22 protein-coding genes are annotated in these 26,876 nt (G+C 59.3%); 13 read left to right on the top strand and 9 right to left on the bottom strand.

From position 1 onward, the window contains the following. Positions 1-365: 365 nt before the first annotated feature. The 12 genes from Asbog_RS14615 to Asbog_RS06510 all read left to right on the top strand — a co-directional run bounded on the left by Asbog_RS14615 (position 366) and on the right by Asbog_RS06510 (position 13,776). Positions 366-821, top strand: a complete 456-nt coding sequence (locus tag Asbog_RS14615) for a hypothetical protein (protein ID WP_186820077.1) — start codon at positions 366-368, stop codon at positions 819-821. A gap of 43 nt (positions 822-864) precedes the next feature. Further along, complete coding sequence (locus tag Asbog_RS06560) at positions 865-1,902, top strand: lytic murein transglycosylase (RefSeq protein WP_083510749.1); 1,038 nt, start codon at positions 865-867, stop codon at positions 1,900-1,902. Beyond that, complete coding sequence (locus Asbog_RS06555; protein WP_171840669.1) at positions 1,889-2,755, top strand: septal ring lytic transglycosylase RlpA family protein; 867 nt, start codon at positions 1,889-1,891, stop codon at positions 2,753-2,755. Before Asbog_RS06560 ends, Asbog_RS06555 begins: the two co-directional genes overlap by 14 nt. 9 nt (positions 2,756-2,764) lie before the next feature. Next, positions 2,765-4,000 carry a D-alanyl-D-alanine carboxypeptidase family protein gene (locus tag Asbog_RS06550; protein WP_062164517.1) on the top strand — a complete coding sequence of 412 codons (1,236 nt, stop codon included), beginning with the start codon at positions 2,765-2,767 and terminating at the stop codon, positions 3,998-4,000. A 3-nt stretch (positions 4,001-4,003) separates the two neighbouring features. Next, complete coding sequence (gene tmk / locus Asbog_RS06545; protein ID WP_062164516.1) at positions 4,004-4,663, top strand: dTMP kinase; 660 nt, start codon at positions 4,004-4,006, stop codon at positions 4,661-4,663. Beyond that, the gene (locus Asbog_RS06540; RefSeq protein WP_062164515.1) at positions 4,660-5,601 is read left to right on the top strand and encodes an AAA family ATPase; all 942 of its coding nucleotides are present in this window, start codon (positions 4,660-4,662) and stop codon (positions 5,599-5,601) included. The genes tmk and Asbog_RS06540 overlap by 4 nt, the downstream gene beginning before the upstream one ends. Further along, the gene (gene metG, locus Asbog_RS06535) at positions 5,598-7,139 is read left to right on the top strand and encodes a methionine--tRNA ligase (RefSeq protein ID WP_062164514.1); all 1,542 of its coding nucleotides are present in this window, start codon (positions 5,598-5,600) and stop codon (positions 7,137-7,139) included. The genes Asbog_RS06540 and metG overlap by 4 nt, the downstream gene beginning before the upstream one ends. Before the next feature lie 11 nt (positions 7,140-7,150). Beyond that, on the top strand, positions 7,151-7,933 hold the full coding sequence (locus tag Asbog_RS06530) for a TatD family hydrolase (RefSeq protein WP_062164513.1): 783 nt from the start codon (positions 7,151-7,153) through the stop codon (positions 7,931-7,933). Next, positions 7,930-8,715, top strand: coding sequence for an MBL fold metallo-hydrolase (locus tag Asbog_RS06525; protein ID WP_062164512.1), 786 nt, complete (start codon positions 7,930-7,932; stop codon positions 8,713-8,715). The genes Asbog_RS06530 and Asbog_RS06525 overlap by 4 nt, the downstream gene beginning before the upstream one ends. Before the next feature lie 276 nt (positions 8,716-8,991). After that, positions 8,992-10,938 (top strand): PrkA family serine protein kinase, encoded by a 1,947-nt coding sequence (locus tag Asbog_RS06520; RefSeq protein WP_062164511.1) that lies wholly within the window; start codon positions 8,992-8,994, stop codon positions 10,936-10,938. A 22-nt stretch (positions 10,939-10,960) separates the two neighbouring features. Continuing rightward, positions 10,961-12,271: a YeaH/YhbH family protein gene (locus Asbog_RS06515; RefSeq protein WP_062164510.1), complete on the top strand. Its 1,311-nt coding sequence runs from the start codon at positions 10,961-10,963 to the stop codon at positions 12,269-12,271. Between the two features lie 2 nt (positions 12,272-12,273). After that, positions 12,274-13,776: a SpoVR family protein gene (locus Asbog_RS06510; RefSeq protein WP_062164509.1), complete on the top strand. Its 1,503-nt coding sequence runs from the start codon at positions 12,274-12,276 to the stop codon at positions 13,774-13,776. A gap of 329 nt (positions 13,777-14,105) precedes the next feature. Here Asbog_RS06510 and Asbog_RS06505 read toward each other — a convergent pair whose 3' ends face one another. The 7 genes from Asbog_RS06505 to glmU form a co-directional block, all read right to left on the bottom strand. Further along, positions 14,106-16,685: a cation:proton antiporter gene (locus Asbog_RS06505; protein WP_023977295.1), complete on the bottom strand. Its 2,580-nt coding sequence runs from the start codon at positions 16,683-16,685 to the stop codon at positions 14,106-14,108. A 130-nt stretch (positions 16,686-16,815) separates the two neighbouring features. Continuing rightward, positions 16,816-17,427: a thiamine phosphate synthase gene (thiE, locus tag Asbog_RS06500; protein ID WP_062164508.1), complete on the bottom strand. Its 612-nt coding sequence runs from the start codon at positions 17,425-17,427 to the stop codon at positions 16,816-16,818. 2 nt (positions 17,428-17,429) lie between these two features. Beyond that, the gene (locus tag Asbog_RS06495; protein WP_062164507.1) at positions 17,430-18,197 is read right to left on the bottom strand and encodes a thiazole synthase; all 768 of its coding nucleotides are present in this window, start codon (positions 18,195-18,197) and stop codon (positions 17,430-17,432) included. A gap of 3 nt (positions 18,198-18,200) precedes the next feature. Next, complete coding sequence (gene thiS, locus Asbog_RS06490; RefSeq protein WP_062164506.1) at positions 18,201-18,398, bottom strand: sulfur carrier protein ThiS; 198 nt, start codon at positions 18,396-18,398, stop codon at positions 18,201-18,203. 121 nt (positions 18,399-18,519) lie between these two features. Continuing rightward, positions 18,520-19,491, bottom strand: coding sequence for a glycine oxidase ThiO (thiO, locus tag Asbog_RS06485; RefSeq protein ID WP_062164505.1), 972 nt, complete (start codon positions 19,489-19,491; stop codon positions 18,520-18,522). Between the two features lie 44 nt (positions 19,492-19,535). Next, a complete protein-coding gene (gene glmS, locus Asbog_RS06480) occupies positions 19,536-21,359 on the bottom strand; it encodes a glutamine--fructose-6-phosphate transaminase (isomerizing) (RefSeq protein WP_062164504.1) in 1,824 nt (607 codons plus the stop codon). Then, positions 21,359-22,726 carry a bifunctional UDP-N-acetylglucosamine diphosphorylase/glucosamine-1-phosphate N-acetyltransferase GlmU gene (glmU, locus tag Asbog_RS06475; protein WP_062164503.1) on the bottom strand — a complete coding sequence of 456 codons (1,368 nt, stop codon included), beginning with the start codon at positions 22,724-22,726 and terminating at the stop codon, positions 21,359-21,361. The genes glmS and glmU overlap by 1 nt, the downstream gene beginning before the upstream one ends. 105 nt (positions 22,727-22,831) lie before the next feature. Here glmU and Asbog_RS06470 point away from each other — a divergent pair, with 105 nt between their 5' ends. Then, a complete protein-coding gene (locus tag Asbog_RS06470) occupies positions 22,832-23,506 on the top strand; it encodes an HAD family hydrolase (RefSeq protein WP_231944672.1) in 675 nt (224 codons plus the stop codon). A gap of 84 nt (positions 23,507-23,590) precedes the next feature. Here the strand turns inward: Asbog_RS06470 and Asbog_RS06465 are convergent, their stop codons facing one another. Together Asbog_RS06465 and gyrB are read right to left on the bottom strand one after the other, a co-directional pair. Further along, positions 23,591-24,427, bottom strand: coding sequence for a DUF3108 domain-containing protein (locus tag Asbog_RS06465; protein WP_231944671.1), 837 nt, complete (start codon positions 24,425-24,427; stop codon positions 23,591-23,593). Continuing rightward, positions 24,417-26,870 (bottom strand): DNA topoisomerase (ATP-hydrolyzing) subunit B, encoded by a 2,454-nt coding sequence (gyrB, locus tag Asbog_RS06460; protein ID WP_062164502.1) that lies wholly within the window; start codon positions 26,868-26,870, stop codon positions 24,417-24,419. Before gyrB ends, Asbog_RS06465 begins: the two co-directional genes overlap by 11 nt. Positions 26,871-26,876: the final 6 nt, after the last annotated feature.

The raw sequence follows: 26,876 nt of genomic DNA, 5'->3' as shown, positions 1-26,876 counted from the left end.
TCGAAAGGCCCGCTTTGCGCGGCCAACACGCTGGCAATCGCATGGCAATATTTTGCAAACAGATTGAATATCGTCATTATCGTTTTGTAATACTTCGCAAACCTATGATATCTATGCAGTTTGTCACTGGACCACACATTAACCGTGTCATAAAAACCGCCTCAAGTTTTGACTGTCCCGGCGCGAATTCATCCAGAATGGTTACGAAACGGTAAACAGGAAACGGTCATTAACGATCACTCCGGCGATGAGCCAATACTAGGCTGATATCCGGACCATGTTGCAAGGCATTGGCGGGAAATACGCCTCCCGCCATCAAAAGCGTTCAACGCGCGTAGCGATATTTTATTTTGGGGGATTCTCTCTTGGCAAAAGCAGCCCGGTCCCGGACGACCACAGCCCGTAAGAAAAATCAGACAGACACCTCTGCTTCTGCCCAGGCAGGCGTCAAGACGCCCTCTACCGCGACCGACCTGCTCGATCAGGTCTCCAAGGCCGCTGCACCGGTGGCGGACGAAGCTGCGGTAACGTCGCCGGCCCCGGTAGCCGAGCCGGCTGCACCGTCAGGTTGCGGGTATCCTGCCGAGGCTCTTTACTTCGATGCCAACTGGTATCTCGCCGCATATCCCGATGTCGGAGCCTGCGGTCTGGACGCGGTCGAGCACTTCATGACGCATGGCTATCTCGAAGGCCGCGACCCCAATGGCCATTTCAGCGTCGCCGAATATATTGCTGCGAACCCGGACATTCCCTTGACGATTAATCCATTCCTGCACTTCATCATGCATGGTGCTGCCGAGGGTCGAAAGCTTCATCCCTGAGCTGAACCGGGGGCGGCACCCTCTGGCAGATAAACAGGCAAGGATGACACTGGTGCTTACCCGACGCTCTATACTGGCCGCGACAGCGGCCGCCCCCTGCCTGTACGGGACCAGCCTCGCCGGAACGCTTGGGCACAAAGGGAGTGCCCATGTTCATAAGCAGGCCACTTCCGGTGCATCGGGCGGTAGTTATGCCGCCTTTCTCGACACTCTGCGCAGCGAGGCCATCAGCAAGGGAATCGCCGCTTCGACTCTGTCGCGTGCCTTTGCCCTGACACGCGAACCCAATGCGCGCGTCATCAAGCTTGACCGGCATCAACCGGAATTTACCCTGACCTGGGCTCAGTATCGCGAACGTGTGATCAGCACGACACGCATCAGCCAGGGGCAGGCCGCTTATCAGCAGCGCGCGCAGATGCTTGAAGCCACAGGCAAGATGTACGGGGTCGATCCACGGGTCATCGTCGGCATCTGGGGGCTGGAATCAGGTTTCGGTCGCAAGATCGGCACATTCTCGGTTATCGATGCACTCGCGACTCTCGCTTATGACGGCAGGCGCGCCAGCTTCTTCCGTGGCGAGCTGTTCAAGGCGCTTCAGATTCTCGATCATGGCGACATTCAGCCAGAAGCGATGCTCGGCTCTTACGCAGGGGCAATGGGGCAGCCGCAATTCATGCCCAGCGCCTATCTGCACTACGCCGTTGATGCCGACCATGATGGCAGACGCAATATCTGGACCAGCGAGCAGGATGTATTCGCCTCTGTTGCCAATTATCTGCATGGCAGTGGCTGGGAACCCGACGCCCCCTGGGGACAGGCCGTGACGCTCACAAAGGACATCCCGCAGGGGCAGCTCGGACGAGGCAACAAGCAGACGCTCGCCTCATGGATGGCGCTTGGCGTGCGCCGGGAAGATGGCTCAGCCTTCTCGCGCAGCGATGTAACGGGCGCTGTCATTCGCCCAGATGGTCCCGGTACGGACGCCTTCATGGTCTATCGCAATTTCGATGTGATCCGGCGCTATAACCCGTCTGATTTCTATGCTCTCGGCGTTGGGTTGCTCGGCTATGCGGTCGCTTAAGGGTAGCGCGGCGCTTCTGGGCGCAACAATCGGACTCGCAGGGTGCCATCATCATGAAACACCCAGACAGGCCGCACCCCATTACATGGTAGGCAGCGCCTGGCAGGGAAGTGACAGCTGGTTTTATCCTGCCGAGCATTTCGATCTCAACGAGACAGGTCTTGCAATAATTGCCACTGCGCCGAAAGGGGGCGTTACGGCAGATGGCGAAATCTGGTCGCCTGATGCCATGACGGGGGCGCATCAGACGCTTCAGCTTCCGTCTGTGGTCACGGTGCGCAATCTTGCCAATGGCCGCATGGTCAGGATCAGGCTGAATGATCGTGGCCCATCAAGCGCGGCACGGGTGCTCGCCGTCACGCCGCGCGTGGCGACCCTTCTTGGCATGGATACAACCCCGACGCCGGTCGAGATTGTTCAGGACGAGGCCATGAGCCGCCAGATTGCCGAGTCCAATCCGAATGCACCGAAACTCGAAATCAGCGCAGCCCCACGCGAGGCCATCACGGCGCAGTCGCTTGATGATGGCACAACGCAGACGCTTGGCATGAAACAGAACGACCGTGAGGCCGGACGCCAGACGCTTTATGTGCCCGACATGCCGCAAACGGTCATGCAGGGACAGGCCCAGATGCCCTATTACCGTGTGATTCTTGGCAGTTTCTCGGGGCATGCAGCGGCTGCACGTGTGGCTGCACAATGTGGCGCTGACATCAGCCAGACGGCGGGTGTGGCGGGATCATTGCCGTGGACGGTTGCGTTGGGCCCCTTCACCGCTGTATCCGAGGCGGACAGGGCATTAGCCCAGGCGCGCCAATGCGGTGGCACAGGCGCGCATATTGTGGCCAGGTAAGGTGTTGACGTGCGGACAAGACGTTTTCTGCTCTCGGGTGCGGCTGGGTTAGCCGTTTCAAGTCAGTTTGCTTTCGCGCGCCCGCGACGTGGCAAGGTAGCGTCCAGCGCTGCGGCGGCAGCCACCCCGACTGCTGCCACAGCCAGCACGGCCACACCGGCATCCACGCCGATCGGCCCGCTCGATACCGTAGCGCGCTGGGCCTGCATCATCGATTTCGATACGGGCGCAACCCTGCTGGAAAAAGCAGCGGACGAGCACATGCCGCCATCCTCTCTCACCAAGATGATGACCGCCTATATCACGTTCGGCATGATCCGGGCGGGCCATCTGAGCCTGACCCAGTCTCTGCCGGTCAGTGAAAAGGCATGGCGCACACAGGGCTCGAAGATGTTCGTGCCTCTGGGGCAGAGCGTGACCGTTTCGGATCTGATTGAAGGCATGGTCATTCAGTCCGGCAATGATGCCTGTATCGTACTGGCTGAGGGCATTGCCGGGTCGGAAGAGCAGTTCGTCAATCTGATGAATCAGACGGCCGCCAAGCTTGGCATGACCAACACTCACTTCATGAACTGCACCGGCCTGCCGGATGAGTCGCAGTATATGAGCGCACGTGATGTCAGCCGCGTCGCGATGCACCTGATCCGTGACTACCCCGAATATTACCATCTCTTCTCGGCCACGGAATTCACGTACAACAATATCAAGCAGGGCAATCGTAACGTCCTGGTGGACAAGGGGCTGGCAGACGGTCTCAAGACCGGCCACACCGATGCTGGCGGCTATGGTCTGTGCGCCAGCTCCAAGCGTGATGGCCGTCGCATCATCATGACGATCAACGGCACGTCTTCCATGAATGAGCGTGCTCATGAGGGCGAACGCCTTCTCGGGTGGGCCTTCGCCAATTTTGAGAACGTCACCCTGTTCCATCATGGTCAGGTGGTTGATCATATGCCGGTCTATATGGGCGAGGCCGCCGAGGTCGCGCTTGTCGGCACCCGTGATATCGTGCTGACCCTGCCTCATGGCTGGCAGCAGCGCAGCAAGATCAGCGTGGAATATCCGTCACCCGCCATTGCCCCTGTCATGGCCGGACAGACGATCGGTGCGCTTGTGCTCCAGAATCAGGGGATGCCGGATATCCGCCTCGATCTCGTCGCCGCCAATGCTGTGCCGCGCCTCGGGCTGGTGGGCCGGGCCCTTGCACGACTGGGCCATGGCCCCAAAGCCGCGCCCCATAGCTAAGGCGTGAGCGGGCTGTTCATCACCTTCGAGGGCGGCGAAGGGGCGGGAAAATCCACCCAGACCCGCCTCTTGCACGCGGCCCTGCTTGCCGCAGGGCATAAAGTACTCCTCACTCGCGAGCCCGGTGGCTCGCCGGGGGCCGAGGCCCTGCGCGAACTGATCCTGTTCAACGAGGCGCCTCTTTCCCTGCGGGCGCAGGCTCTGGCGCATATGGCGGCGCGCGCCGATCATCTTGACAGCGTCATCCTTCCTGCCTTGTCGCGGGGCGAGATCGTGATCTGCGATCGTTTCCATGACTCAACCCTTGTCTATCAGGGCTATGGCCTCGCCAGAGGCGATACCTCCACGCTTGCGTTCATCCAGTCCTTGCGAGCCTTGCTGGCCTGCGAGCCCGATCTGACCCTGATGCTCGAAATTCCCCCGGCAATCGGGGCGGCTCGTGTGGCTGCAAGGGGCGGACGGCTGGACCGCTACGAGCAGGAGCAGGAAGCCTTCCACACCCGTATTGCCGAGGGCTTTGCGCTGGTTGCCCAACAGGATCCGGACCGGGTCAAACGGGTCGATGCCTCGCAGACACCCGAAGAGGTCGCTGCCGGGATCATGGCCATTGTCGCGCCTCGTTTGATCGGCTCACACATCGATACGCCACCCTGCGGTTCATGAGCAGCCCTGAGAACCCGTCTGCGACTGCCTTGATCGGGCATGAGGCGGAGAAAGCCCTGTTTCGACAGGCGCTGGAATCCGGTCGCCTGCATCATGGGTGGATGATTCATGGCGATTCAGGCATTGGCAAGACGAGCTTTGCCTTCGACTGCGCCAGAGTGCTGCTGAATGGTACGGATCGGCAGAGCCGTGCAGGACGACAGATTACAGCAGGTACCCATCCCAATCTTTTGCTGATCACCCGGCGCATGGATGAGAAGCGCAAGCGCATGCGTCAGGAAATCGTGGTGGATGACGTCCGCCCCGTGCAGGATTTTCTGCATCATACGGCTGCGGACGGTTCGTGGCGCGTCGTCATTGTCGATGCCGCCGAAACCCTCAACCGCAACGCGGCCAATGCGCTGCTCAAGCTGCTTGAGGAACCGCCTACCGATACGGTGTTTTTCCTGACCTGTCCTTCACCCTCGGCTTTGTTGCCCACCATCAGAAGCCGTTGCCGTCTGCTGGGGCTGGCCCCGCTAACCACCGAGCAGACGGCCGCAGTGCTCAGGGCGCAGGGCAGAAGCGTTGCCGAACTCCAGACCCTTGTCGCGCAGGCGCATGGTGCGCCCGGCCGCATCCTCTCTGCCGATCAGGGCACAGACAGAGCGGCCCGCGATCTCGCCACGGCGCTGCTGGCAACCGGCGAAACACCCGATGCAGACAGTCTTGCCGCTTTCCTGCGTCACGATGACGGTTTTGCCGTGCTCTGTTCTTTGCTAGGAGAGGGGCTTGCAGACCGCGCCAGAACATTGGCGGGGCAGGGGAAGCTTGCCGAGGCCAGCCAGGCCGCCGAGGCTTTCTCTGCCCTTCAGGCGCTACAGCGCGAGACCGAGCGGTTCAATCTGGACAAGAATCAGGCTGTCAGACAGGCAGCCGCCATAGCGAGTGCTCCATGACCTCACGTTACTACGTCACCACCCCCATCTATTACGTGAATGGCGCACCCCATATCGGCCACGCCTACACTTCCATCGCTGCCGACGTGCTTGCGCGGTTCAACCGTCTGGATGGCAAGGACGTGTTTTTCCTGACCGGTACGGACGAACACGGACAGAAGGTGGAACAGGCCGCCCAGACTGCCGGTATCGATACCCAGAGCTTTACGGATGGCATCGCAGCCGATTTCCGCAGCATGGCGGATGCGATGGGCATTTCCTATGACGATTTCATCCGCACCACCGAGCCGCGCCACAAGCAGGCCGCTCAGGCGTTGTGGGAAAAAGTCGCCGCAAATGGTCATATCTATCTCGATGCCTATGAGGGCTGGTACGCTCTGCGCGACGAGTGCTTCTATTCTGAAGACGAGCTGACAACGCATGCGGATGGCCGCAAGACAGCCCCGACGGGTGCGCCCGTCGAGTGGGTGCGCGAACCTTCCTATTTCTTCCGTCTCTCCGCGTTCGAAGACAGGCTGCTGGCGCTCTATGAGCAACACCCCGAATTTCTTGGCCCGATGGGACGACGCAACGAGATCGTCAGTTTCGTCCGTCAGGGGCTGAAGGATCTCTCCATAAGCCGCACCAGCTTCAAATGGGGTATCCCGGTCCCTGGTGATGCCGATCATGTCATGTATGTCTGGTTCGACGCCCTGACCAACTACCTCTCGGCGCTCGGCTATCCCGATTTCAGCGCTGAGCGCATGAAATACTGGCCGGCCTCGGCACATATCGTCGGCAAGGATATCATCCGCTTCCACGCCGTGTTCTGGCCCGCCTTCCTCATGGCCGCCGAGATCGACCTTCCACATTCGGTTTTCGCCAATGGCTGGTGGACGATCGAGGGCGAGAAAATGAGCAAGTCGATCGGCAATGTCATCGACCCGCGTGATCTGGTGGCCAGCTACGGCCTCGACCCTGTGCGCTTCTTCCTGCTGCGAGAAGTCCCGTTTGGTGGTGACTCAGATCTCAGCAAGCGCTCCTTGGTCAATCGCCTGAATGTCGAGCTCGCCAATGATCTCGGCAATCTGGCCCAGCGCACACTGAGCCTGATCGCACGGAATTGCGACGCCACATTGCCTGCCTTTGACGCACGTAGCGAAGATGACAACGCGCTTCTGGCCAGTGCATCGCTGCTGCCCGAACTCCTGCGCGGCCAGATGGGGCGCTTTGCCCTGACTGACGGGCTGGAAGAGGTCTGGAAAGTTATCCGTGCCTGCAACAGCTATATCGACCGTCAGGCCCCCTGGGCGCTGAAGAAGACCGATCTTGTGCGTATGGCCACGGTTCTGCGTGTTTTGCATGAGGCCATGCGCCATATTGCCATCCTGCTGCAGCCCTATATGCCGGGGACCATGGACAAGCTGCTGACGCAGCTTGGTGTCGCTGAGACTGCACGCGATTTCGCCTCCCTTGCCACACCGCTCGATGCCGGTATTACGCTGCCCGCGCCACAGGGCCTGTTCCCCCGCTATGTCGAGCCCGAGACTGCAGCGTGACGGTCCAACCCATGACAGGCCTGATCGACTCCCATTGCCATCTGGACCGTCTGGACGACGTGCCTGCCGCGTTGGCACTCGCCCGTGATCATGGACTGGCAGGCATGGTGACGATTGGCACGCGCCTCTCACGGGCGCAGACGCAAATCGACCTGACCCGTTTCGACACGCCAGAATTGCGGGTCTGGTGCGCGATCGGCACCCATCCCGACCATGTGGGTGAAGAAGCAACGCCAGAGGTCGGGACGATCATCCATCTCGCCGCGCCGGAGCATGTCATCGGCATTGGAGAGTCAGGGCTGGATTATCTGCATGGCGCACCGTCGGTGCGCGACGTGCAGGCCCATAGCTTCCGGGTTCATATCGATGCCGCCCGCCAGACCGGGCTGCCGCTGGTGATCCATGCCCGCGAGGCCGATGATGATGTTGCGGGCATTCTGCGTGACGAACATGAGAAAGGGGCTTTTCCCTTTCTGCTCCATTGCTTTGCCTCAGGAATGGAGCTGGCCCGGACAGCCATTGATCTGGGGGGCTATATCAGCTTTTCAGGACTCTTGACCTTCCCGAAATGCGAGACCATCCGCGAGGTCGCACGCGCCATACCTGAGGAGCGACTGCTGGTGGAGACCGACAGCCCGTTCCTTGCGCCTGTGCCAAAACGCGGCAAGCCCAACACGCCGGGCTATGTGGCCCACACTGCTGCGCGGCTGGCGATGGAACGCGGCATGGAGAATACCGCTCTGGCCGAACTCACCACACGTAACTTTCACGCCTTGTTCAAGCGCGCCGCATGAAAATCACGATCCTCGGTTGTGGTGGTTCCGGCGGCGTCCCCATGGTTGGCGGCGCACAGGGTGAGGGGATCTGGGGCGCGTGCGACCCCTCCAATCCCCGCAACGAGCGAACGCGCTCCTCCATCGTCATCGAGGCCGAGAGCGGCAAGCGTTTGCTGGTGGATTCAGGACCCGATCTGCGCGCCCAGCTCCTGCGCCAGAAAATCGGCGTGGTCCATTCCGTTCTCTACACCCACGAACATGCGGATCATGTGGCTGGGCTGGATGAACTCCGCGCCATCAATCGCATGCTCGATGCACCGCTTCCGCTCTATGCTACCGATACGGTCATGCACGAGCTTGAGGCGCGCTACAGCTATGCCTTCCGTCCGTGGAGCGGTACCGGATTCTTCCGCCCTGTGCCGGAGCCGCATCTGATCACCCCCACCGACAAGCTGGCAATCTGCGATCTCGATTTGCAGCTTTTCGAGCAGCGCCATTACCGTATCCCGACGATCGGCCTGCGCTGCGGCGATTTCGCCTATTCGACCGATGTCGAATATCTCAGTGAGGAATCGCTGGAGGTCCTTTCAGGCGTAAAAACCTGGATTGTCGGGTGTTTCCAGTATGAGCCCCACGTGGCTCATGCCTGGGTTGATCTGGTTATCGAATGGTGTGCACGGCTGAAACCCGAGCGCACAATCCTGACCCATATGGGACCTGCGCTCGATTACGAGACACTCCGCCAGCGTCTGCCCGACGGTATAGAGCCCGGCTATGACGGCATGGTTCTCACGGTTTAAATATTTCTTCGATTAACCGTTTTTTTGTTGAAGCGCGGCTCTACATCGCGATAGCGTCAGCATATCGGGTGAGTCCGGTACTAATTTTCATAGCGAGAATTCCCCTCAAATCCGGTCATTCCGGCCAGTTCCTGACCATGTTGGAGCATTTATTGCTTCCGCACCCTTTGTCGTCTCTCAAAGCCTGACTTCCCGACTTATCGCCTGATTTCCTATCGGTGGGTGTGACCGTTTCGCCCCCGACTTAGTGGCAGGCCTCATCGGAGCATACGAGTCATGAGTGCATTCTCGGACGTCTTTACGCTGGCCTCTTCTTACCGTGAGGAACGCCGGGAAACAGAGATGTCACTGGCTTCCTATCTGTCTCTCTGCCGTGAAGACCCCAGCTGCTATGCCAGCGCCGCCGAGCGCATGCTGAAGGCGATTGGCGCCCCGGTCATGCTCGACTCAGCGCGCGACCCGCGTCTCAGCCGTATTTTCATGAACCGCACCGTGCGCACCTATCCGGCCTTCGCCGATTTCTATGGCATGGAGGACGCGGTCGAGCAGATTGTCGGGTTCTTCCGTCATGCAGCGCAGGGGCTGGAAGAGCGCAAACAAATTCTCTACCTCCTTGGCCCGGTGGGCGGCGGCAAGTCTTCGCTTGGCGAACGCCTCAAGACCCTCATGGAACGTGAGCCCATTTATGTGCTCAAGGCAGGCAAGCAGATCAGCCCTGTGTTCGAGAGCCCTCTTGGTCTGTTCGACCCGGAGCGCTACGCGGACTCGCTTCAGGCGCAGTACAATATTCCCCGCCGTGTCCTGACTGGCATCGCAAGCCCCTGGGCGCTGAAGCGACTGGAGGATTTCGACGGCGATATCTCACGTTTTACCGTGGTGCGCCTCAATCCGTCGAAGCTGCGCCAGATCGCTATCGCCAAGACCGAGCCCGGTGACGACAACAACCAGGATGTCTCGGCCCTGGTCGGCAAGGTGGATATCCGCCAGCTCGAAAATTTCAGCCAGAACGACCCCGACGCCTATAGTTTCTCCGGCGGCCTCAACCGCGCCAATCAGGGCATTCTCGAATTTGTCGAGATGTTCAAAGCCCCCATCAAGATGCTGCACCCGTTGCTCACGGCAACGCAGGAAGGGAATTATGTCGGCACGGAGAATATCGGTTCGATACCCTTCACCGGCGTCATACTTGCCCATTCCAACGAGGCGGAGTGGCAGTCCTTCCGCAATAACCGCACCAATGAGGCCTTTCTCGACCGCGTATGCGTGATCAAGGTGCCTTACTGCCTGCGCGTGACCGAAGAGTCGAAAATTTACGAGAAGCTGATCCAGTCTTCGGCTCTGGGCGACGCCCCCTGCGCGCCGCACACCCTCGAGATGCTGGCGCAGTTTGCGGTGCTTTCGCGGCTGAAATCACACCCCAACTCGACGCAGTTCGCAAAGATGCGCGTCTATGATGGTGAGAACATTCGCGAGACCGACCCCAAGGCCCGCGCCATGCAGGAATACAAGGATAGTGCCGGTGTGGATGAAGGCATGGAGGGCATCTCCACGCGTTTCGCCTACAAGGTCCTGTCCGCCACGTTCAACCATGACCCCTCCGAGATTTCGGCTGATCCGGTGCATCTGATGTATGTGCTCGAACAGGCCGTGCGACGCGAGCAATTCCCGGCCGAGGTCGAGGCGGCCTATCTGGCCTCGCTCAAATCCGATCTGTCACGGCGTTATGCCGAATTCCTCGGCAATGAAATCCAGAAAGCCTATCTGGAGAGCTACAATGATTACGGCCAGAACCTTTTTGACCGTTATCTCGATTACGCGGATGCCTGGATCGAGGATCAGGACTTCAAGGACCCTGACACAGGCCAGTTGATGAACCGCGATCTGCTTAACGCGGAACTCAGCAAGACTGAAAAGGCAGCCGGCATCGCGAACCCGAAGGATTTCCGCAATGAGGTGGTCAAGTTCTCCCTGCGCTCGAGGGCGAGCAATGGCGGCCGCAATCCGTCCTGGACTAGCTACGAGAAAATTCGTGATGTGATCGAAAAACGCATGTTCAGTCAGGTCGAGGATCTGCTGCCGGTCATCAGCTTCGGCTCGAAGAAGGACAGCACGAGCGAGCGCAAACATGACGAGTTTGTCAGCCGCATGGTCGCACGCGGCTATACCGAACGTCAGGTGCGGCGACTGGTCGAGTGGTACATGCGCGTCAAGCAATCCGCCTGATCTCTCTTTCACGGAGCGTTTCATGGAAATCATAGACAGGCGCCCGAACCCGCACGGCAAGAACACCGAGAACCGCCAGCGCGTCCTGACAAGGGCGCGCCAGGCGATACAGAGCGCCGTGCGCGATGCCGCGGCACAGGGCCGCATACGAGAAATAGGCCAGGATAGTGCTGTATCGATCCCGGCCGATGTCCTTCACGAGCCGAGCTTTCATCGGCATTTCAGCGCCGGTGCCCGCCATATCGTGCTCTCAGGCAACAAGGAGTTCGTAAAGGGAGACAGGCTGCGCCGGCCGCCGGGTGGTGAAGGCGAGGGTGCGGGTGAGGGAAGTGGTGCGGGCGGTCAGGGTGGAGGCGAGGATTCCTACCGCTTCGTTCTCTCACGCGAGGAGTTTCTCGATCTGTTTTTCGACGATCTGGAACTTCCCGATCTCGTCAAGCGCGAGATTGCCTCGACAACAACGCTAGCAACCAGCCGGTCTGGCCTGACGAGCGACGGCTCACCCTCACAGATCGATCTCGGTCGCACCATGCGCCGATCAATGGGGCGACGCATCGGCCTCAAACGTCCCAAACTTCAGGAATTACTCGATCTCGAAGCCGAAATCGCCGCGCTGGAGGAGGCGCGTCCTCTTTCCGATGATCAGTTCGTGCGGTTGCAAGGCCTGCGTGACGAGCGTGACCTTTTGCGCCAACGTCTCGCACGTATTCCCTGGGTCGATCCGGTCGATCTGCGCTACCGGCGTTTTACCCCTGTTCCGAAACCCACCACACAGGCCGTGATATTCTGCATCATGGATGTCTCCGGCTCTATGACCGAGAAGATGAAGGAGCTGGGCAAGCAGTTCTTCCTCCTGCTGCATGTCTTTCTCGAAAAGCGATACGAGAAGCTTGAGATCGTCTTCGTTCGCCATGCCGAAACCGCCGAAGAAGTCGATGAGGACGTGTTCTTTACCGATCCTCGGACAGGCGGCACGGTTGTCTCCACCGCGCTGGAATTGATGCATCAGATCCAGACTGAGCGATACCCGACTGACAAATGGAATGTCTATGTCGCCCAGGTTTCGGACGGCGATAATATTTCATCGGACATGAACAAGGTCAACCGCTTGATGACCGAGGCAATACTCCCTGTCGTGCAGTATTTTGCTTATGTCGAAGTCAGTATGGGCGGTGCGTTACTGCGGAGCGAAACCGATTTGTGGCGTGGCTACAAGAATTTCGCTGGCAACACGCCGCAACTCGCCATGCGTCAGGTTCAGGACAGGCGCGATATCTTTCCGGTTTTCAGAGATCTGTTCGCCCGTCGTGCGGCCGAACGGGCAGGGGAGTGATTATGCTCTATACCGGCACCGACTGGACATTTTCGACGCTCAGGGATTGCTACGGCGAAATCGACCGTATTGCGAGCGAGGAATTACGGCTCGACACGTATCCCAATCGTATCGAGATCATCACCTCAGAGCAGATGCTTGATGTCTATACCTCGCACGGTATGCCGATCAGCTACCCGCACTGGTCGGCGGGTAAACGCTTCGTATCGCATGAGAACGCCTACAAGCGCGGCCTTATGGGTCTCGCCTACGAGGTCGTCATCAATTCGAGCCCATGCATCAGCTATCTGATGGAAGAAAATACGGCTACCATGCAGGCGCTCGTTATCGCCCATGCGGCATTCGGGCATAACCATTTCTTCAAAAACAACCGGCTTTTCCGCGAGTGGACCGACTCAACCCAGATCCTGGACTATCTCGAGTTCGCACGTGGCTATGTAGCGCGCTGTGAGGAGAAATACGGCATCAAGGCTGTCGAACGCATTCTGGATGCGGCCCATGCCCTGCAGGGGCAAGGGGTTGACCGTCATACAGGCAGCAAGCGCCTTGATTTGCGACAGGAGCAGGAACGCGCGCGTGAAAGGCGCGCCTATGAGGATGAGCAGTTCAACGATCTGTGGCGCACGCTGCCAGAGATACAGGGTCAGAACACGGGGAGCGGTGCCACAGACGATCAGATGGCAAGCCTTGGTCTGCCGGAAGAAAACATCCTCTATTTTCTCGAAAAACACGCGCCGCGACTGGCAAACTGGGAGCGCGAGATTATCCGCATTGTGCGCCTGATCGCCCAATATTTCTATCCGCAACCTCAGGCGAAGCTTATGAATGAGGGGTGCGCAACCTGGGTGCACAATTTCATCATGCATCGCCTGCATGACAAGAAACTGATCGATGACGCGGCTATATTGGAGGTCATCCATTCAACAAGCAATGTGATCACCCAGCGTGGCTTCGATGAGGGGGGAGGGCCGAACTTCAACCCTTACGCCCTTGGCTTTGCCATGATGAGCGATATCGCACGCGTCTGTACTGACCCGACGGAGGAGGATCGACGCTGGTTTCCCGATCATGCAGGAAACAAGGACCCTGTGGGCACGCTTCATCACGCCTGGGCAGAATATCGGGACGAAAGCTTTGTGCAGCAATTCCTCTCACCCAAGGTTATCCGTGACTTCCGCTTGTTCAGACTGGAGGATGATCTGAGCCAGCCTTATCTGCTGGTCGACGCAATTCATGATGACGGCGGATATCGAGACATACGTCGCTCCGTGGCCGCATCCTACGATCCCGGTCTGCTTGCTGAGGAGATCGAGATCGTAGGGGCCGATCTCACCGGAGATCGTATCCTGCGGCTTGAGCACCGCACGCGACCGGGGAAGCTGTTGCAACCTACGGATGCAAGGCTGACGCTGGAACATCTGGGCCAGCTCTGGGGCTATGGCGTGATCCTCAAGGAAGTTGATAGCCAGACCGGCGCTGAGCTGGGCAGCTATGCCTTGGCATGAGAACACTCAAGCAGCGCGTCGGCGGATGGAACGCCGGCGCGACGGGCTGTCGCGCCGACGATTTAGGGATAAAATCCACGCGCGCGGCGCTGCAACCTCAGGCCTCCAGCCTATAAGTTGATATACCAGTTGGCATAATATATCTTATCGAACTCTTATATATTCGCAAGAAGGGCGGCTCCGACGCGCACAGATCACAACCTTATATGGCCGCTAATTGGACCTGCAAAATCTCAGTCGCTACGCTGGCGACCACTGAACGCGGCATTAACATTCTGCATGGACCACCTTCGCGCCGGGGTCGTTCCCGGCACAAAGGCGAAGTCCGGTCAGGAGCTCTTGGAGGTATCCCTCTCCGCCTTGATAAGTTCTCTCGCCGGGATGAACGGTTCCTTGTCCCCACCGAGCACGAGCGACAGGCGATGTCCGTCTGCAAGCCGCGCTTCTGCACGCTCGTCAATTGTCCGACGCACGATCGGATAATCCTCGACCAGACGACGGAACAACGATGCCGGTATGGCGAGCAGATGACAGAACTGCAGAGTACGCACCGTACCCCTCGAGAACGTCTCGTTGATCAATGGCGCAGCCCCAATCAGGTCCCCTGCCCCAAACTGCACATCCTGTTCGGCAATATGAACTTCCGCCAGTCCCGCTACGACAGCATAGACCATTCTGATCTTGCCGTTGCGCTTGAGCAGGACCTCACCAGGCGAAGCGAAACGCAGCGAGATATTCATCGCAAGATCATGAAGAACGCCGTCCGGTACGCCTCGAAACGCCGGAAACGACCGCAATCTCTGCTCGATACCGCTCTTGAGATTAAAACGCAGTGGCTTCTCGAGGCGCTCCTGGCGCTTTTCGACGTCCTTGAGTAGTTCACGGTGCAACTCCTCGCTGACGAGGTTGTCAGAAAGGAGCTCGTCATACTCCTCTTCCTCGAGGCGCAAGGCGATCTGATGAAGAATGCGGCTTTCCAGCGCCTCTGAATAACCCTGATAATGCAGGCGCATCATTTCCAGCGCATCGTCGAGCATACGGCGCTGACGTCCGAGAACCTCGGAAACGATTTCGCCAATGCGGTTACCAAGTGTCGGTTCAAGGCGCTGATGCATGAAGCGCATGAGTGACAGCGAGACAAGATGCGCGATAACCAGCATCTCGAAGCGCTCTGACATGCAGTGCATAAGCGGCTGATCAATGTGAAAGCGCCGGTGCAACATCTGCGCCATACGAAATCGCATGGTAGGGCGCAACCGCCGTCGCAGGGCTCTCACATAACCATACCGGCCTTCCAGGCGGGCTCCATCGACCATTGCCTCGGAAGAACGCAGAAGCGTCTCCATGACCCGCCTCGAAAGGCCCCGTATACGGAACAGGTCAAGCAGAAGCGAACGCTCGCGATTGGCGATGGTGATCAGTGCCAGCGTCACGCGCTGACGATCACCGAGAGCGGTATCGAAGGTATTGGCCTCGCTCTCTTCCTGGGCGCGTCGTTCGATCTGACCAATAATGGTTTTCTGGGTCCCTGCCCCAAAACCCAGTTCGTCAGCAAGGCTGTGCGTGCGTTCGGCAACCTGTGCCAGGCCGCTACTGAGCACCTGATGGCGCATCGCCTGATCGATTGCAGGCAACTGATCAAGCTTAAGGAACATCACGAGGTAGCGCAGCGTCGTGCCGTTCACCAGAAGGGTGATCAGCACGAACCCTGTCGCAATGATGCCAATGAAATGAGCTGTCGAGGTAGATACACGCTGGTTTTCAGTCACCGCCAGCGCAAGGGCCAGCGTGATGGCACCACGCAACCCGCCCCAGACCATCGTGGTCTTGAAGGGAGCAGGCACAGGAGGCGAAAGCTTGAAGGCTGCAAGGATGGGCAGCAGGCCGAACACCACGGCCCCACGCGCCAGCAACCCGGCAACCGTCGCGATAAGGATCAGTACACAATCCCATCGCGTCATGCCGATCAGCAGGCGCGGCACCAGCATTGAGGCCAGAACGAACACCAGAGAGCCCGCCCAGAACACAAGCTGGACCCATAATTCATTCAGGAAGCGCCAGACCTGAGGTCTGAAAGTCGAAGGCCCGTAAACCGACATTGTCAGGCCGGAGGCTGCAGTGGCCACAACGCCAGAAAAGCCAAGGAACTCATCGCAGAGGATATAGACGATATAAGGCAACGCCAGTGTCAGCGTGATCTCGGCCGCCGCCGATCCACCGAGACCCGCAATCATCAGCAGGGTCAGGCGGCCAACAGCGACACCGACAATCATGGCGCCGCCGAACGACGCAAAGAAATCGATAACCGTCTCGCCAAGCTCGATATGTCGGTGCGACGTCACCGAGGCAAGCAGGATCGAGAAAATGGCGATCGCCGCGGCATCATTGAGCAGGGCCTCGCCCTCAACCAGTCTGGTGAGGCGCGAAGCCGCTCCGATCTCGCGGAAAATACCGGCGACAGCCGATGGGTCGGTCGTCGCGACGATCGACCCTAGCAACAGACACACCACCATTGTCTGGCCAGCAAAGGGATAAAGCGCCATGCCGATGGTCAGGGTCGAAACCAGAACTGCCACGACGGCCAGAAGCAGGACGGTCGCTGTCTCATGCGCCAGACGTCGCACGTCGATCGCAAGCGCCCCCTGAAACACGAGGATCGGCAGAAAGATAAGAAGGAACGCCTCACTATTGACCGGGAAATAGAGCAGCGTCTCCGCCGCACCATCGAAGATTTCGGTCAAGGATGAGCGCAACAACAGATCTGCCGCGGCACCTATACCAATACCCGCCAAGGCAAGCAGGACCGTCTCCGACACTTCCCAGCGTCGGGCTAGAGGCTGCACAGCGCTGATGAGAACCATCAAAAGCGCCAGCGCCAGAATAACGGCAGCCAGTCCCGTCACCATCATGGGTGGGTGTTCTCCCTCATTTCTGCATAAACACCCTCACTATACGCGAAACTTCACGACTCCGCGAGTGCACCACACGGAACATAAAGGAAATATTACTGATTCACGGTGTGGAACTCTTTTGTTTCAGTCAGATCTGGCAGGCTTCAAGCCAATGCTTCACCTGTCCCTCAGGATCGGGTGAGGCAATGAAGTCCGACACTGCGGCAACACTATCTGCGCCGGCAGCGATGCAGGATGGAGCGCGTTCGCGCGTGATGCCACCAATCGCAACCAACGGCATGTCAGGGCCGATGATCTTGCGCCATTCACGCAACCTCTCCACCCCCTGCGGGCCCCATATCATCTTCTTGAGTTTCGTCTCCCAGATGGGGCCGAGCGCTACATAATCGGGTGAGACCGAAAGCGCCCGCTGCAGTTCCTCATGCGAATGAGTCGAGATGCCAAAGGCAATACGTGCAGCCCTGATCTGATCTAGATCGGCCGTGTCGAGATCTTCCTGCCCAATGTGGATATAATCGATGCCAAGTTCGATCGCGAGTTGCCAGTAATCGTTCAGAACAAGCCGGACATTGTGGCGTGTTGCCGCCTCCTGGGCCTCGATCACCTGCGCTCGCAGGATCTCGGGATCCAGATTCTTGAGACGAAGCTGAATGAAACGTGCACCAGCTGCGCCCAGCCTTTCGACCCAGCGCGGATGATCCACGACCGGGTAAATCGGGGATGGAAGTCGTGACGTCATGGTCAGAAATTCGCCTTGCCAAGAGTTGGTGTTGAGGGAACCGCCATGTCACGCTCGTCCATTGGATCGGCCCTGCGGGACAGACATCCGACGTCGCAGGCCAGACGGAAGGCCTCCGCCATGACAACAGGATCTCCCGCTTTGGCAACTGCCGTGTTGATCAGGATCGCATCATATCCAAGCTCGAACGCCATCACGGCGTGAGAAGGCCTGCCTATGCCAGCATCGATCACCATCGGAACATCGGGAAAATGCGCCCGAAGCGCACGCAGCCCGAAGGGATTGTTGAGCCCCCTGCCCGACCCGATGGGTGCACCCCAGGGCATCAACAATTCACAACCCGCCCGCAACAGGCGCTCTGCCACGACCAGATCCTCGGTGGTGTAAGGAAAGACCTTGAAACCCTCTTCCGTCAGTATGCGCGCCGCCTCAACCAGCGAGAACACATCCGGCTGGAGCAGATCACCCTGGCCGATCACCTCCAGCTTGATCCAGTCCGTCTCGAAAACCTCGCGCGCCATCTGGGCCGTGGTCACGGCTTCGCGCACCGTGTGGCAGCCTGCTGTATTGGGCAGAACGGGCACCTTCAGGCTGCGGACCAGTTCCCAGAAAGCCTGTCCTGCCTGCAAACCAGCAGACTCACGTCGCAGCGATACGGTTACTGCACCGGGCCGCGCCGCCCGAACGGACTCAGCCAGAATGGCTGGGCTGTCATACAGTGCCGTTCCCAGCATAAGCGGCGAACTTAGTTCCGTGCCGTAGGCCAGCATGGCTCAGCCTCCCTGCATGGGAGCGAGAATTTCCAGCCGGCATCCCTCGCTGAGAATACGTGAGGCACGGGCGGATCGCGGAACAAATTGCCCGTCAAGAGCCGTCGCAACCTTCGTCTCACCATATCCGAGCTCGATAAGGACATCCGCAAGCGAATGGTTCTTGATGATCTTCGTTTCGTCGTTCACCAGAATCATCATGGTGAGTCTCCTGCACTATCTGGTGTTCATGGCCGTCCCGGTTCGCACAGGTGGTCGTTTCCTACCGGCTCGGACATTACTGACTATGGTCTGGCCACCCTAAGCTGCCGGGGCGAACCTCTCAACCCGGCGTGGGGAACACGATTGCAGCCACTTCAGCAGCTCGGGCGGGGGACAGCAGAAATCCATGACGGTACATACCATTCAGAGAAATCCTGTTTCCCTCGCGGTGCACCCTTGGGACATTATCGGCATAGGAAGGTCGTATGCCTGTATTGGCCTCGATGATCTCAGCCTCGGCAAAAGCCGGATGAAGCGTGTAAAGCGCATTGAGCAATTCGCTCATGGCGCGGACAGTGATCTCGCGCGTATCGTCGCTCTCTACCATCGTCGCTCCCGCCATGAAGACCTTGTTTTCACGCGGGACGATATAGATGGGTATGCGCGGATGAAGCATACGGATCGGACGGTGAAGGGTGACTTCCGGGCAACGAACGAGAATCATCTCCCCCCTCACCCCACGCAAGCCGGCAACACTTTCCCTTGCTGCGATACCTGTACAATCGACCACCCAGTCGAACGTCTCTTCCATCGGATCCGCATCGAATCTGAAATGGCCGCCCAGTTCCACCAGACGGGCTTCCAGCCCCTTCAGAGCGATCCGGGGGTCAACGTGCCCTTCCTCGGCAAAGAAGAGCGCACGATCAAAACGCCCGGCCAGATCGGGTTCGAGCTGGCCGATACGCTCGGCATCTATCGTCTCGAAATGGCTGGTTCTTCTGCCGAACCGGGCAAGTTCCACCTGATCGCGAGGGGGGGCTACAACGAGGCTGCCCTGTTGCAGAACAGACGGCACATGAGCAGACCACCAGGAAAGCGAACTGAGCGAGTCACGGGTCACTTCTTCCGGCGCTGACTCAGCCTCGCACCAGGGTGCAAGCATGCCGCCCGCGAACCAGGACGCGCCCGAACCGATACGGGAGCCCGCTTCATGCAGCGTGACCTGCGCCCCGCGTTCTGCCAGCGTGACAGCGGTGACCAGACCAGCAACCCCTGCCCCCTTGATCAGCACCTTCGGTCCCGGTCCAGTCATGTCGAACGCTCCTCGCTGCAGCTCAGGCTATTTTTTTGGCAAGCCTACTCCACAGTCACGGATTTGGCGAGGTTGCGCGGCTGGTCCACGTCTGTCCCGCGGCGCAACGCCACCTCATAGGCCAGCATCTGCACCGGGATCGTGTAGAGGATCGGTGCCACGAAAGGATCGACCTCAGGCAGGATCACCATATGCTCTGCGATACCGCTCAGGCGCTGAGCCCCCTTCTCATCCGTAAAGGCCATGATACGACCACCGCGGGCCTTGGCCTCCTGGATATTGGAGAGCGTCTTGTCGAACAGGATCGTCGAGGGCGCAATCACCACAATCGGCACATCCTTGTCGATAAGGGAGATCGGTCCATGCTTCATCTCGCCCGCGGCATACGCCTCGGCGTGAATGTAGGAAATCTCCTTGAGCTTCAGCGCCCCTTCCAGAGCGACCGGGAAACAGATCCCACGCCCGAGATAGAGCACATCGCGCGCCTCAGCCACCGAGGCCGCCATGTCCTGGATATCACTCGCCCGGGAAAACACTTCTGACGCACGCGAAGGGAGGTCGAGCAGATGGGCCAGCAAATCGCCCGCACGCTTTTCCGACATTGTCTCACGGGCCCGCGCAATGGCAATCGTGAGTACGGCAAGCACCGCGAGCTGCGCGGTAAAGGCCTTAGTGCTCGCGACCGAGATTTCGGGTCCTGCAACCATGCCAAGAACCACGTCGCTCTCACGGCCCATCGTACTGCCCTCAACATTGAGGATCGAGACGATGTGCTGCTCGCGTTCGCGAAGGCTGCGTAGGGCAGCAAGCGTATCGGCCGTCTCGCCAGACTGGGAAATCATCAGCGCCATACCACGCGGGGTCAGGGGCGGATTGCGATAGCGCAGTTCGGAGGCCACATCGATATCGACCGGAAGTCGCGCCTCGGCCTCAAGCCAGTAACGGGCGACAAGACCAGCATAGAAGGCCGAGCCACAGGCGGTGATGATGGCGCGCGGCAGTTCAGCCAGCTCAAAAGGGAAAGCTGGCAGATTGATCTCGCGCGTGACCGGATCGATGATGCGCTGCAACGTCTGGCCGATCACGACCGGATGCTCGTGCAGCTCCTTTTCCATATAATGGCGGTAGCCATCCTTGCCGACGGTTCCTGCAATAAGGGCAATCGTCTGTACGGGACGCTGCACGCGCTGGTTGGCGGCGTCGAAGAACTCGACCTGATCGGGTCTGAGCACGCACCAGTCGCCATCATCGAGATAGGCGATTTTGCGGGCGAGTGGTGCCAGAGCGAGGCTGTCCGAACCGAGAAACATCTCGCCCTCACCAAAGCCGACGGCGAGGGGCGCCCCATGACGGGCGCCGATCATGAGCCCCTCATGCCCGGCAAAGATCATGGCAAGCGCGTAGGCGCCCTGAAGGCGCCCCAATGTCTTGCTGGCGGCCTCGCGAGGGGAAAGTCCCTGATCGAGATAGAAATCGACCAGCTGGGCAACACACTCCGTGTCCGTCTCGGAAGTGAAGTGGCGCCCTACCGCCAGCATCTCGGCCTTGAGCTCTTCGTAATTCTCGATGATGCCGTTATGCACGATCGCCACACGATCAGTGGCATGCGGATGGGCGTTGGCCTCGTTGGGCAGCCCGTGGGTGGCCCAACGCGTATGACCGATTGCCGTTATCCCCTCCAGCGGCTGCGTATCCAGGACCGCCTGCAGATTATCGAGCTTGCCCGCCGCGCGACGGCGCGAGATACGCCCGTCTACCAGACTCGCAATACCCGCTGAATCGTAGCCGCGATATTCAAGGCGACGCAGCGCCTCGACAACAAGGGGTGTCGCGTTCTGATGGCCGACAACGCCACAAATGCCGCACATCAGCCATTCTCCTTCTTTGCACGAAGGGCAGAGGCTATCGCCTGCCCACGCATTGCCTTGTTGATCTGCCTTGATCGCCCCAAGGCGAGCGCACCTGGCTCCACATCTTCGGTCAGCACGCTGCCAGCAGCCAGCAAGGCGCCGTCACCCACGGATATGGGCGCCACGAGAATGGAATCAGACCCCACGAAGACGTCGCTCCCAATCGTCGTACGGTGTTTGAACACCCCGTCGTAATTGCACGTGATCGTGCCGGCACCGACATTGGTGCGCTGACCGATACGCGCATCTCCAAGATAGGTCAGATGATTGGCTTTTGCGCCGTCTCCAAGCTCTGTTGCCTTGAGCTCGACGAAATTGCCGACATGGGAAGCCCTGCCACAAATCGTGCCGGGCCTGAGCCTGGCGTAGGGACCTATCAAGGCCTCCTCGCCCACCACGCATCCTTCCAGATGGCTGAAGGCGCGAATTCGCGCGCCACTGCGCACCGTCACCCCGGGGCCAAAAACCACATTGGGTTCAACAACGACATCAGGCTCGATGATGGTGTCCGCGCTGAAAAACACGGTCTCCGGTGCAATCAGGGTGACGCCCGCCTCGAGCGCTGAGAGACGCAGGCGCTTTTGCAGCGTCGCCTCCGCAGTTGCCAGTTCAGCCCGCGAATTGATTCCTGCCAGTTCCTCAGCAGGGGCTTCGACATGGCGCACTAAGCCTTCGCTTGCCGCCAGTGCCACCACGTCGGTCAGATAATATTCACCTTGTGCGTTGTCGTTGCGCACGTCTCCAAGCCAGCGACGCAAATCGTCGGATGACGCGCAGAGAACGCCCGCATTGCATAGGCCAATGGCGCGCTGTTCCTCGGCTGCATCCTTGAATTCGATGACTTCTCTGACGAAGCCGTTTTCAACGATAACACGTCCGTATCTAGCGGGATCGGCAGGGCGCATGGCAAGCAGGGCAAGCGATGTCCCTTCAGCCCGCCGGGTGGAGAGCAGCGCGCGCATCGTATCCACTGTGATCAGCGGGTTATCGGCGTAAAGGATTGCGACATCGCCCTCTCCGAAAAGCGCTTCAGCCATGCGGGCCGCATGGCCCGTGCCCAGGCGTTCGACTTGCACTACGCAGGGCCAGGGCGCGGCGGCCTTTTCGAGGGATGGCATATCCGGGCCGACCACCACGACGATTCGTTCGAACACGCCACTTGCCGTCTCGATGAGATGGCTGATCATGGGGCGGCCGCCGAGAGGGTGCATCGCCTTGGGAAGCGCGGAACGCATGCGCGTGCCGAGTCCTGCGGCGAGGATGACGGCAGTCGTCGGTTTGTGATGGTGGACGGGCTGGCCGTCGGAAAAGGAAAATGATGTCATATCATTACGTGGCGTAGCCAACGCGACAGGGCTCTGTCAAACGGCTGCTTCGTCACTTCGGATTGCTGTTTATTGCAGCCTCCCTCATCACGAGGAAAATCGACCGTGAGCACCGAGATAAAGACCGCCGTATTCGACCTCGACGGCACACTGATTGACAGCCTGCCCGATCTCGCAGAGAGCGGCATTGCCCTTCTGAAATCCTACGATCTGCATCTCCCGACTGAGGAAGACGTACGGGGCATGATTGGAGACGGGGCACATCGTCTGGTCGACCGACTGCTGATTTACGGGGGAGACGAGAAACGCATCGATCGCGATGAGGCCACCCGTCGTTTTCTGGAAATTTACGAGCCGAGGGCGACCGAGAAGACGCATCTCTTTCCCGACACGCAGGCCATGCTCACAACATTGCGTGAGCGCGGTATCGCGTGCGTCGTCTGCACCAACAAACCGGTCAAGGCAGCACAGACAATTCTCGAAAAGCTCGGGGTCGCCTCCCTGATCGATGCCATAGGTGGCGGCGACAGCTTCGCCACACGCAAACCTGACCCCGACCACATCCGCAACACGATGCGCCTGATTCACGCCGAGCCAACACGTGGCATCATGATCGGCGATCATCAGAATGATATCATGGCGGCGATGGGCGTTCCCATGCCTTCGCTCTTCGCGAGCTGGGGTTACGGCGATCGGAGCATGAGCGCCCATGCCACTGCTGTCGCAGGAAGTATCGCCGAGCTCCCTCGCCTGATCTATGATCTATCACGTCCCGACTGATCGTCACAGGCATCAATCGGACGCGAAGATATAGACGGCGCGTGATGGCAGCCTCGCCCGCCGTCAGGGTCTCAGCATCCTGCCTCAGGGCTGCACGGCAGGAACATGATCAAGCACTGCTGTCATCTGTCCCAGTTTGGGATGCTCGAACTCGACACGAACGGCCGTCAGACCAACGCCGGGAATGTCCTGGAACCATGCAGCACCGGGGTGAGGCGCCTTCATGACCTCGAGATGGGAGGAATCCTTGATAAATCCCGCTTCCTGCTGCCCAACAAAATCGCAGCGCAACGCAGGCCCCTTGAACTTCTGACCAAAACTGCCCGGCACATCTGCCTTGAAAGGACCATGCGACGTCATGGCGCTCAGGCGTAACCCGTCGAACACCTGCGCATTGCCATCACATTTTCCGGTCTGACGCACATTTTCCAGCAAAAGGGCCATGGCGCTGAGTGTGTCCATCGCATGGCCCAACTGAGCTTCCGGCACGGCCTCCCTGTCGGGTTCCTTTGGATCGAGCGTGACCACATGGGGCATATTATCGGCAAAGTGCAGGACGATGCTGCGATGTTTGCCCCGCGAGAAGCCCGTGCTTTCATAGCTCACAGGCTGCACCCAATAATGATCGAAATGTCCCTGAGCCATGCTCTGAATGTCCATGCGCATGAACCAGCTCATCAGGCCACCAGCATGAAGCGTCGTGCGGATCCCGTATCCAAGCTCTGTCAGCGTGTAATCGGCTGTAGCGTCGACGACATGCAAGCCATGGTTATAGACACGATAGACAGCCGTGGTCTGTCCGCTATTGGCTGCAGCGCGTGCGGGCATCGCCTCGCCCACATCAGCTGCAAATGACTGCCCCGAGAAACCGAGGACAAGCGCAGTCGCGGCAAGCCCTCTGCCGAAGGAGTTAAACGTCAAGGTTGGCGACCCTCTGGGCATTGCCAACAATGAAGTCGCGTCGCGGTTCAACCACGTCGCCCATAAGCGTCGAGAACACCTGACCCGCATCTTCTACATCTCCTACCTTGACCTGCAGGAGAATACGCGTGGCCGGGTCGAGCGTTGTATCCCATAGCTGCTCATTGTTCATCTCGCCCAACCCCTTGAAGCGGTTGATGGCAAGGCCCTTGCGCCCCTGCTGGAGAACACGGTCGAACACCATTGCAGGACCTGAAAGCTCGGCACCCTGACTTTCCAGCGACAGCTTGACCGGGCCTTCGAAATAATCGGCCACGCGGCTGCCCTCACCTGCCAGCCAGCGTGCTTCTGCCGATTTCAGCAGGGCAGCATCAAGCGCATAAACCTCGCCTACGCCACGCACGCTGCGGGCCAGACGCAACCCACCTTCCTCGGTGGGACCGACCATCCAGCCGCGCTCGTTGACGGGCGATGCCGCATCGAGACGAGCCTGCAATACAGGCGCACGCTCCTGAGCGTGATCATGACCCAGTGACAGAGCCTTGGCCACATAGGCCTGCTCAAGCACCCACACAGGAATCTTGCTCGCGAGGGCTGTCAATGTCTTGGCCACCTGGCCCATGGCCTTGACGCGCTCCATCAGCGCATCGCCGGCAACCACCTCGCCCCCGGCAAGAGTAAGCGTGGCGTTGCTCAGCGCCTTGTCGAGCAGATACTGCTCCAGCGCGGCGTCATCCTTGAGATAACGCTCTTCATTGCCGCGCTTGGCACGGTAGAGCGGTGGCTGGGCAATATAGAGATAACCCTTCTCGATAAGCTCCGGCATCTGGCGGAAGAAGAAGGTCAACAGCAAGGTGCGAATATGCGAACCGTCCACGTCGGCGTCGGTCATGATGACGATCTTGTGGTAGCGCAGCTTGTCGATGGAAAAGCCGCCCTGCTCCACATCGCCACGGCCAATGCCCGTCCCCAGCGCCGTGATCAGCGTGCCGACTTCGGCAGAGCCAAGCATACGGTCGAAACGCGCACGCTCGACATTGAGGATCTTGCCCTTGAGCGGCAGGATCGCCTGGAAACGACGATCACGCCCCTGCTTGGCCGTTCCACCTGCCGAGTCACCCTCGACGATGAACAATTCGGCCTTGCTGGCATCGCGCTCCTGACAATCCGCCAGCTTGCCCGGCAGCGATGAGACATCCAGCACACCTTTGCGTCGCGTCAGTTCACGGGCACGACGGGCAGCATCGCGCGCAGCGGCGGCCTCGTTCACCTTGGCAATGACCGCCTTGGCTTCACGCGGGTGAGTCTCGAACCAGTGCCCAATTGAATCAGCAGCCGTGACGTGCACAACCGGCTGCACCTCGGAAGAGACCAGCTTGTCTTTGGTCTGGGACGAGAATTTCGGATCGGGCACCTTGACCGACAGCACTGCCGTCATGCCCTCGCGCATATCCTCGCCCGTAAGCGATGCCGAATTCTTGGATGACCCCGTGTCAGCATACTTGCCGACAACACGCGTCAGCGCCTGACGGAACCCCGCAAGATGGGTACCCCCATCACGCTGGGGAATGTTGTTGGTGAAGCACAGCATGGTCTCATGGAAGCTGTCATTCCATGTCAGCGCGAACTCGACCTTGATGCCGCTCTCGGCGTGATCGATCGACCCGACGATAGGCGGGGTGACGATCGAGGTCTTGCTGGCATCGAGATACTCGACAAACGCGCTTAGCCCGCCTTCATAGCAGAAGACGACCTCCTTGTTTTCGGCATGACGCTCGTCCCGCAGGACGATTTCGAGACCGGAATTGAGGAAAGCCAGCTCGCGCATACGACGCTCGAGAATGGCAAACTCGAATTCCACCTTCGTGAAAGTCTGCTTGCTCGGCTTGAACGTCACGAGCGTGCCGCGTGGCTCGTCACTGGCACCGATCACCGCCAAAGCGTCGTCACGCTCGCCATGCTGGAAGCGGATGAAATGCTCGGTGCCATTGCGCCAGATACGGACTTCCATCCATTCCGACAGCGCATTGACAACGGCCGCGCCAACGCCGTGCAGACCACCGGAGACCTTGTAGGAATTCTGGTTGAACTTGCCGCCCGCATGAAGCTTTGTCAGCACCACTTCTGCCGCGCTGACGCCCTCTTCCTCATGCAGATCGGTCGGGATTCCACGCCCGTTGTCACGGACACTGACAGAACCATCACCGTTGAGTGTCAAGATACACCGTGTCGCGTGGCCAGCCTGAGCCTCGTCCACGGCGTTATCGATAATCTCGAACACCATATGGTGCAGGCCGGACCCGTCATCCGTATCGCCGATATACATACCGGGGCGCTTACGTACCGCATCGAGCCCCTTGAGAACCGAGATCGAGGAGGCGCCATAATCGGCTTCGTCATCGAGGTTTTCGGGCAACTCGGTCGGACGGATCTGTTCGGACATGCTGGC

Origin of the sequence: Asaia bogorensis NBRC 16594 (genome assembly GCF_001547995.1) — a bacterium.
GTDB classification, from domain to species: domain Bacteria; phylum Pseudomonadota; class Alphaproteobacteria; order Acetobacterales; family Acetobacteraceae; genus Asaia; species Asaia bogorensis.
Note: the sequence above shows the minus strand (reverse complement) of the source record. Positions and strands in the feature narration are given on the sequence as shown.

Bases quoted from the DNA above. Each gene is read 5' to 3' on its own strand.
- thiO (WP_062164505.1), bottom strand. From the start codon at position 19,491: ATGACTGGACCGGGACCGAAGGTGCTGATCAAGGGGGCAGGGGTTGCT.
- Asbog_RS06560 (WP_083510749.1), top strand. From the start codon at position 865: ATGACACTGGTGCTTACCCGACGCTCTATACTGGCCGCGACAGCGGCC.
- metG (WP_062164514.1), top strand. From the start codon at position 5,598: ATGACCTCACGTTACTACGTCACCACCCCCATCTATTACGTGAATGGC.
- Asbog_RS06520 (WP_062164511.1), top strand. From the start codon at position 8,992: ATGAGTGCATTCTCGGACGTCTTTACGCTGGCCTCTTCTTACCGTGAG.
- Asbog_RS06530 (WP_062164513.1), top strand. From the start codon at position 7,151: ATGACAGGCCTGATCGACTCCCATTGCCATCTGGACCGTCTGGACGAC.
- Asbog_RS06540 (WP_062164515.1), top strand. From the start codon at position 4,660: ATGAGCAGCCCTGAGAACCCGTCTGCGACTGCCTTGATCGGGCATGAG.
- glmU (WP_062164503.1), bottom strand. From the start codon at position 22,726: ATGACATCATTTTCCTTTTCCGACGGCCAGCCCGTCCACCATCACAAA.
- Asbog_RS06515 (WP_062164510.1), top strand. From the start codon at position 10,961: ATGGAAATCATAGACAGGCGCCCGAACCCGCACGGCAAGAACACCGAG.
- thiE (WP_062164508.1), bottom strand. From the start codon at position 17,427: ATGACGTCACGACTTCCATCCCCGATTTACCCGGTCGTGGATCATCCG.
- gyrB (WP_062164502.1), bottom strand. From the start codon at position 26,870: ATGTCCGAACAGATCCGTCCGACCGAGTTGCCCGAAAACCTCGATGAC.
- Asbog_RS06495 (WP_062164507.1), bottom strand. From the start codon at position 18,197: ATGCTGGCCTACGGCACGGAACTAAGTTCGCCGCTTATGCTGGGAACG.
- glmS (WP_062164504.1), bottom strand. From the start codon at position 21,359: ATGTGCGGCATTTGTGGCGTTGTCGGCCATCAGAACGCGACACCCCTT.
- Asbog_RS06555 (WP_171840669.1), top strand. From the start codon at position 1,889: ATGCGGTCGCTTAAGGGTAGCGCGGCGCTTCTGGGCGCAACAATCGGA.
- thiS (WP_062164506.1), bottom strand. From the start codon at position 18,398: ATGATGATTCTGGTGAACGACGAAACGAAGATCATCAAGAACCATTCG.
- Asbog_RS06510 (WP_062164509.1), top strand. From the start codon at position 12,274: ATGCTCTATACCGGCACCGACTGGACATTTTCGACGCTCAGGGATTGC.
- Asbog_RS06525 (WP_062164512.1), top strand. From the start codon at position 7,930: ATGAAAATCACGATCCTCGGTTGTGGTGGTTCCGGCGGCGTCCCCATG.
- Asbog_RS06505 (WP_023977295.1), bottom strand. From the start codon at position 16,685: ATGATGGTGACGGGACTGGCTGCCGTTATTCTGGCGCTGGCGCTTTTG.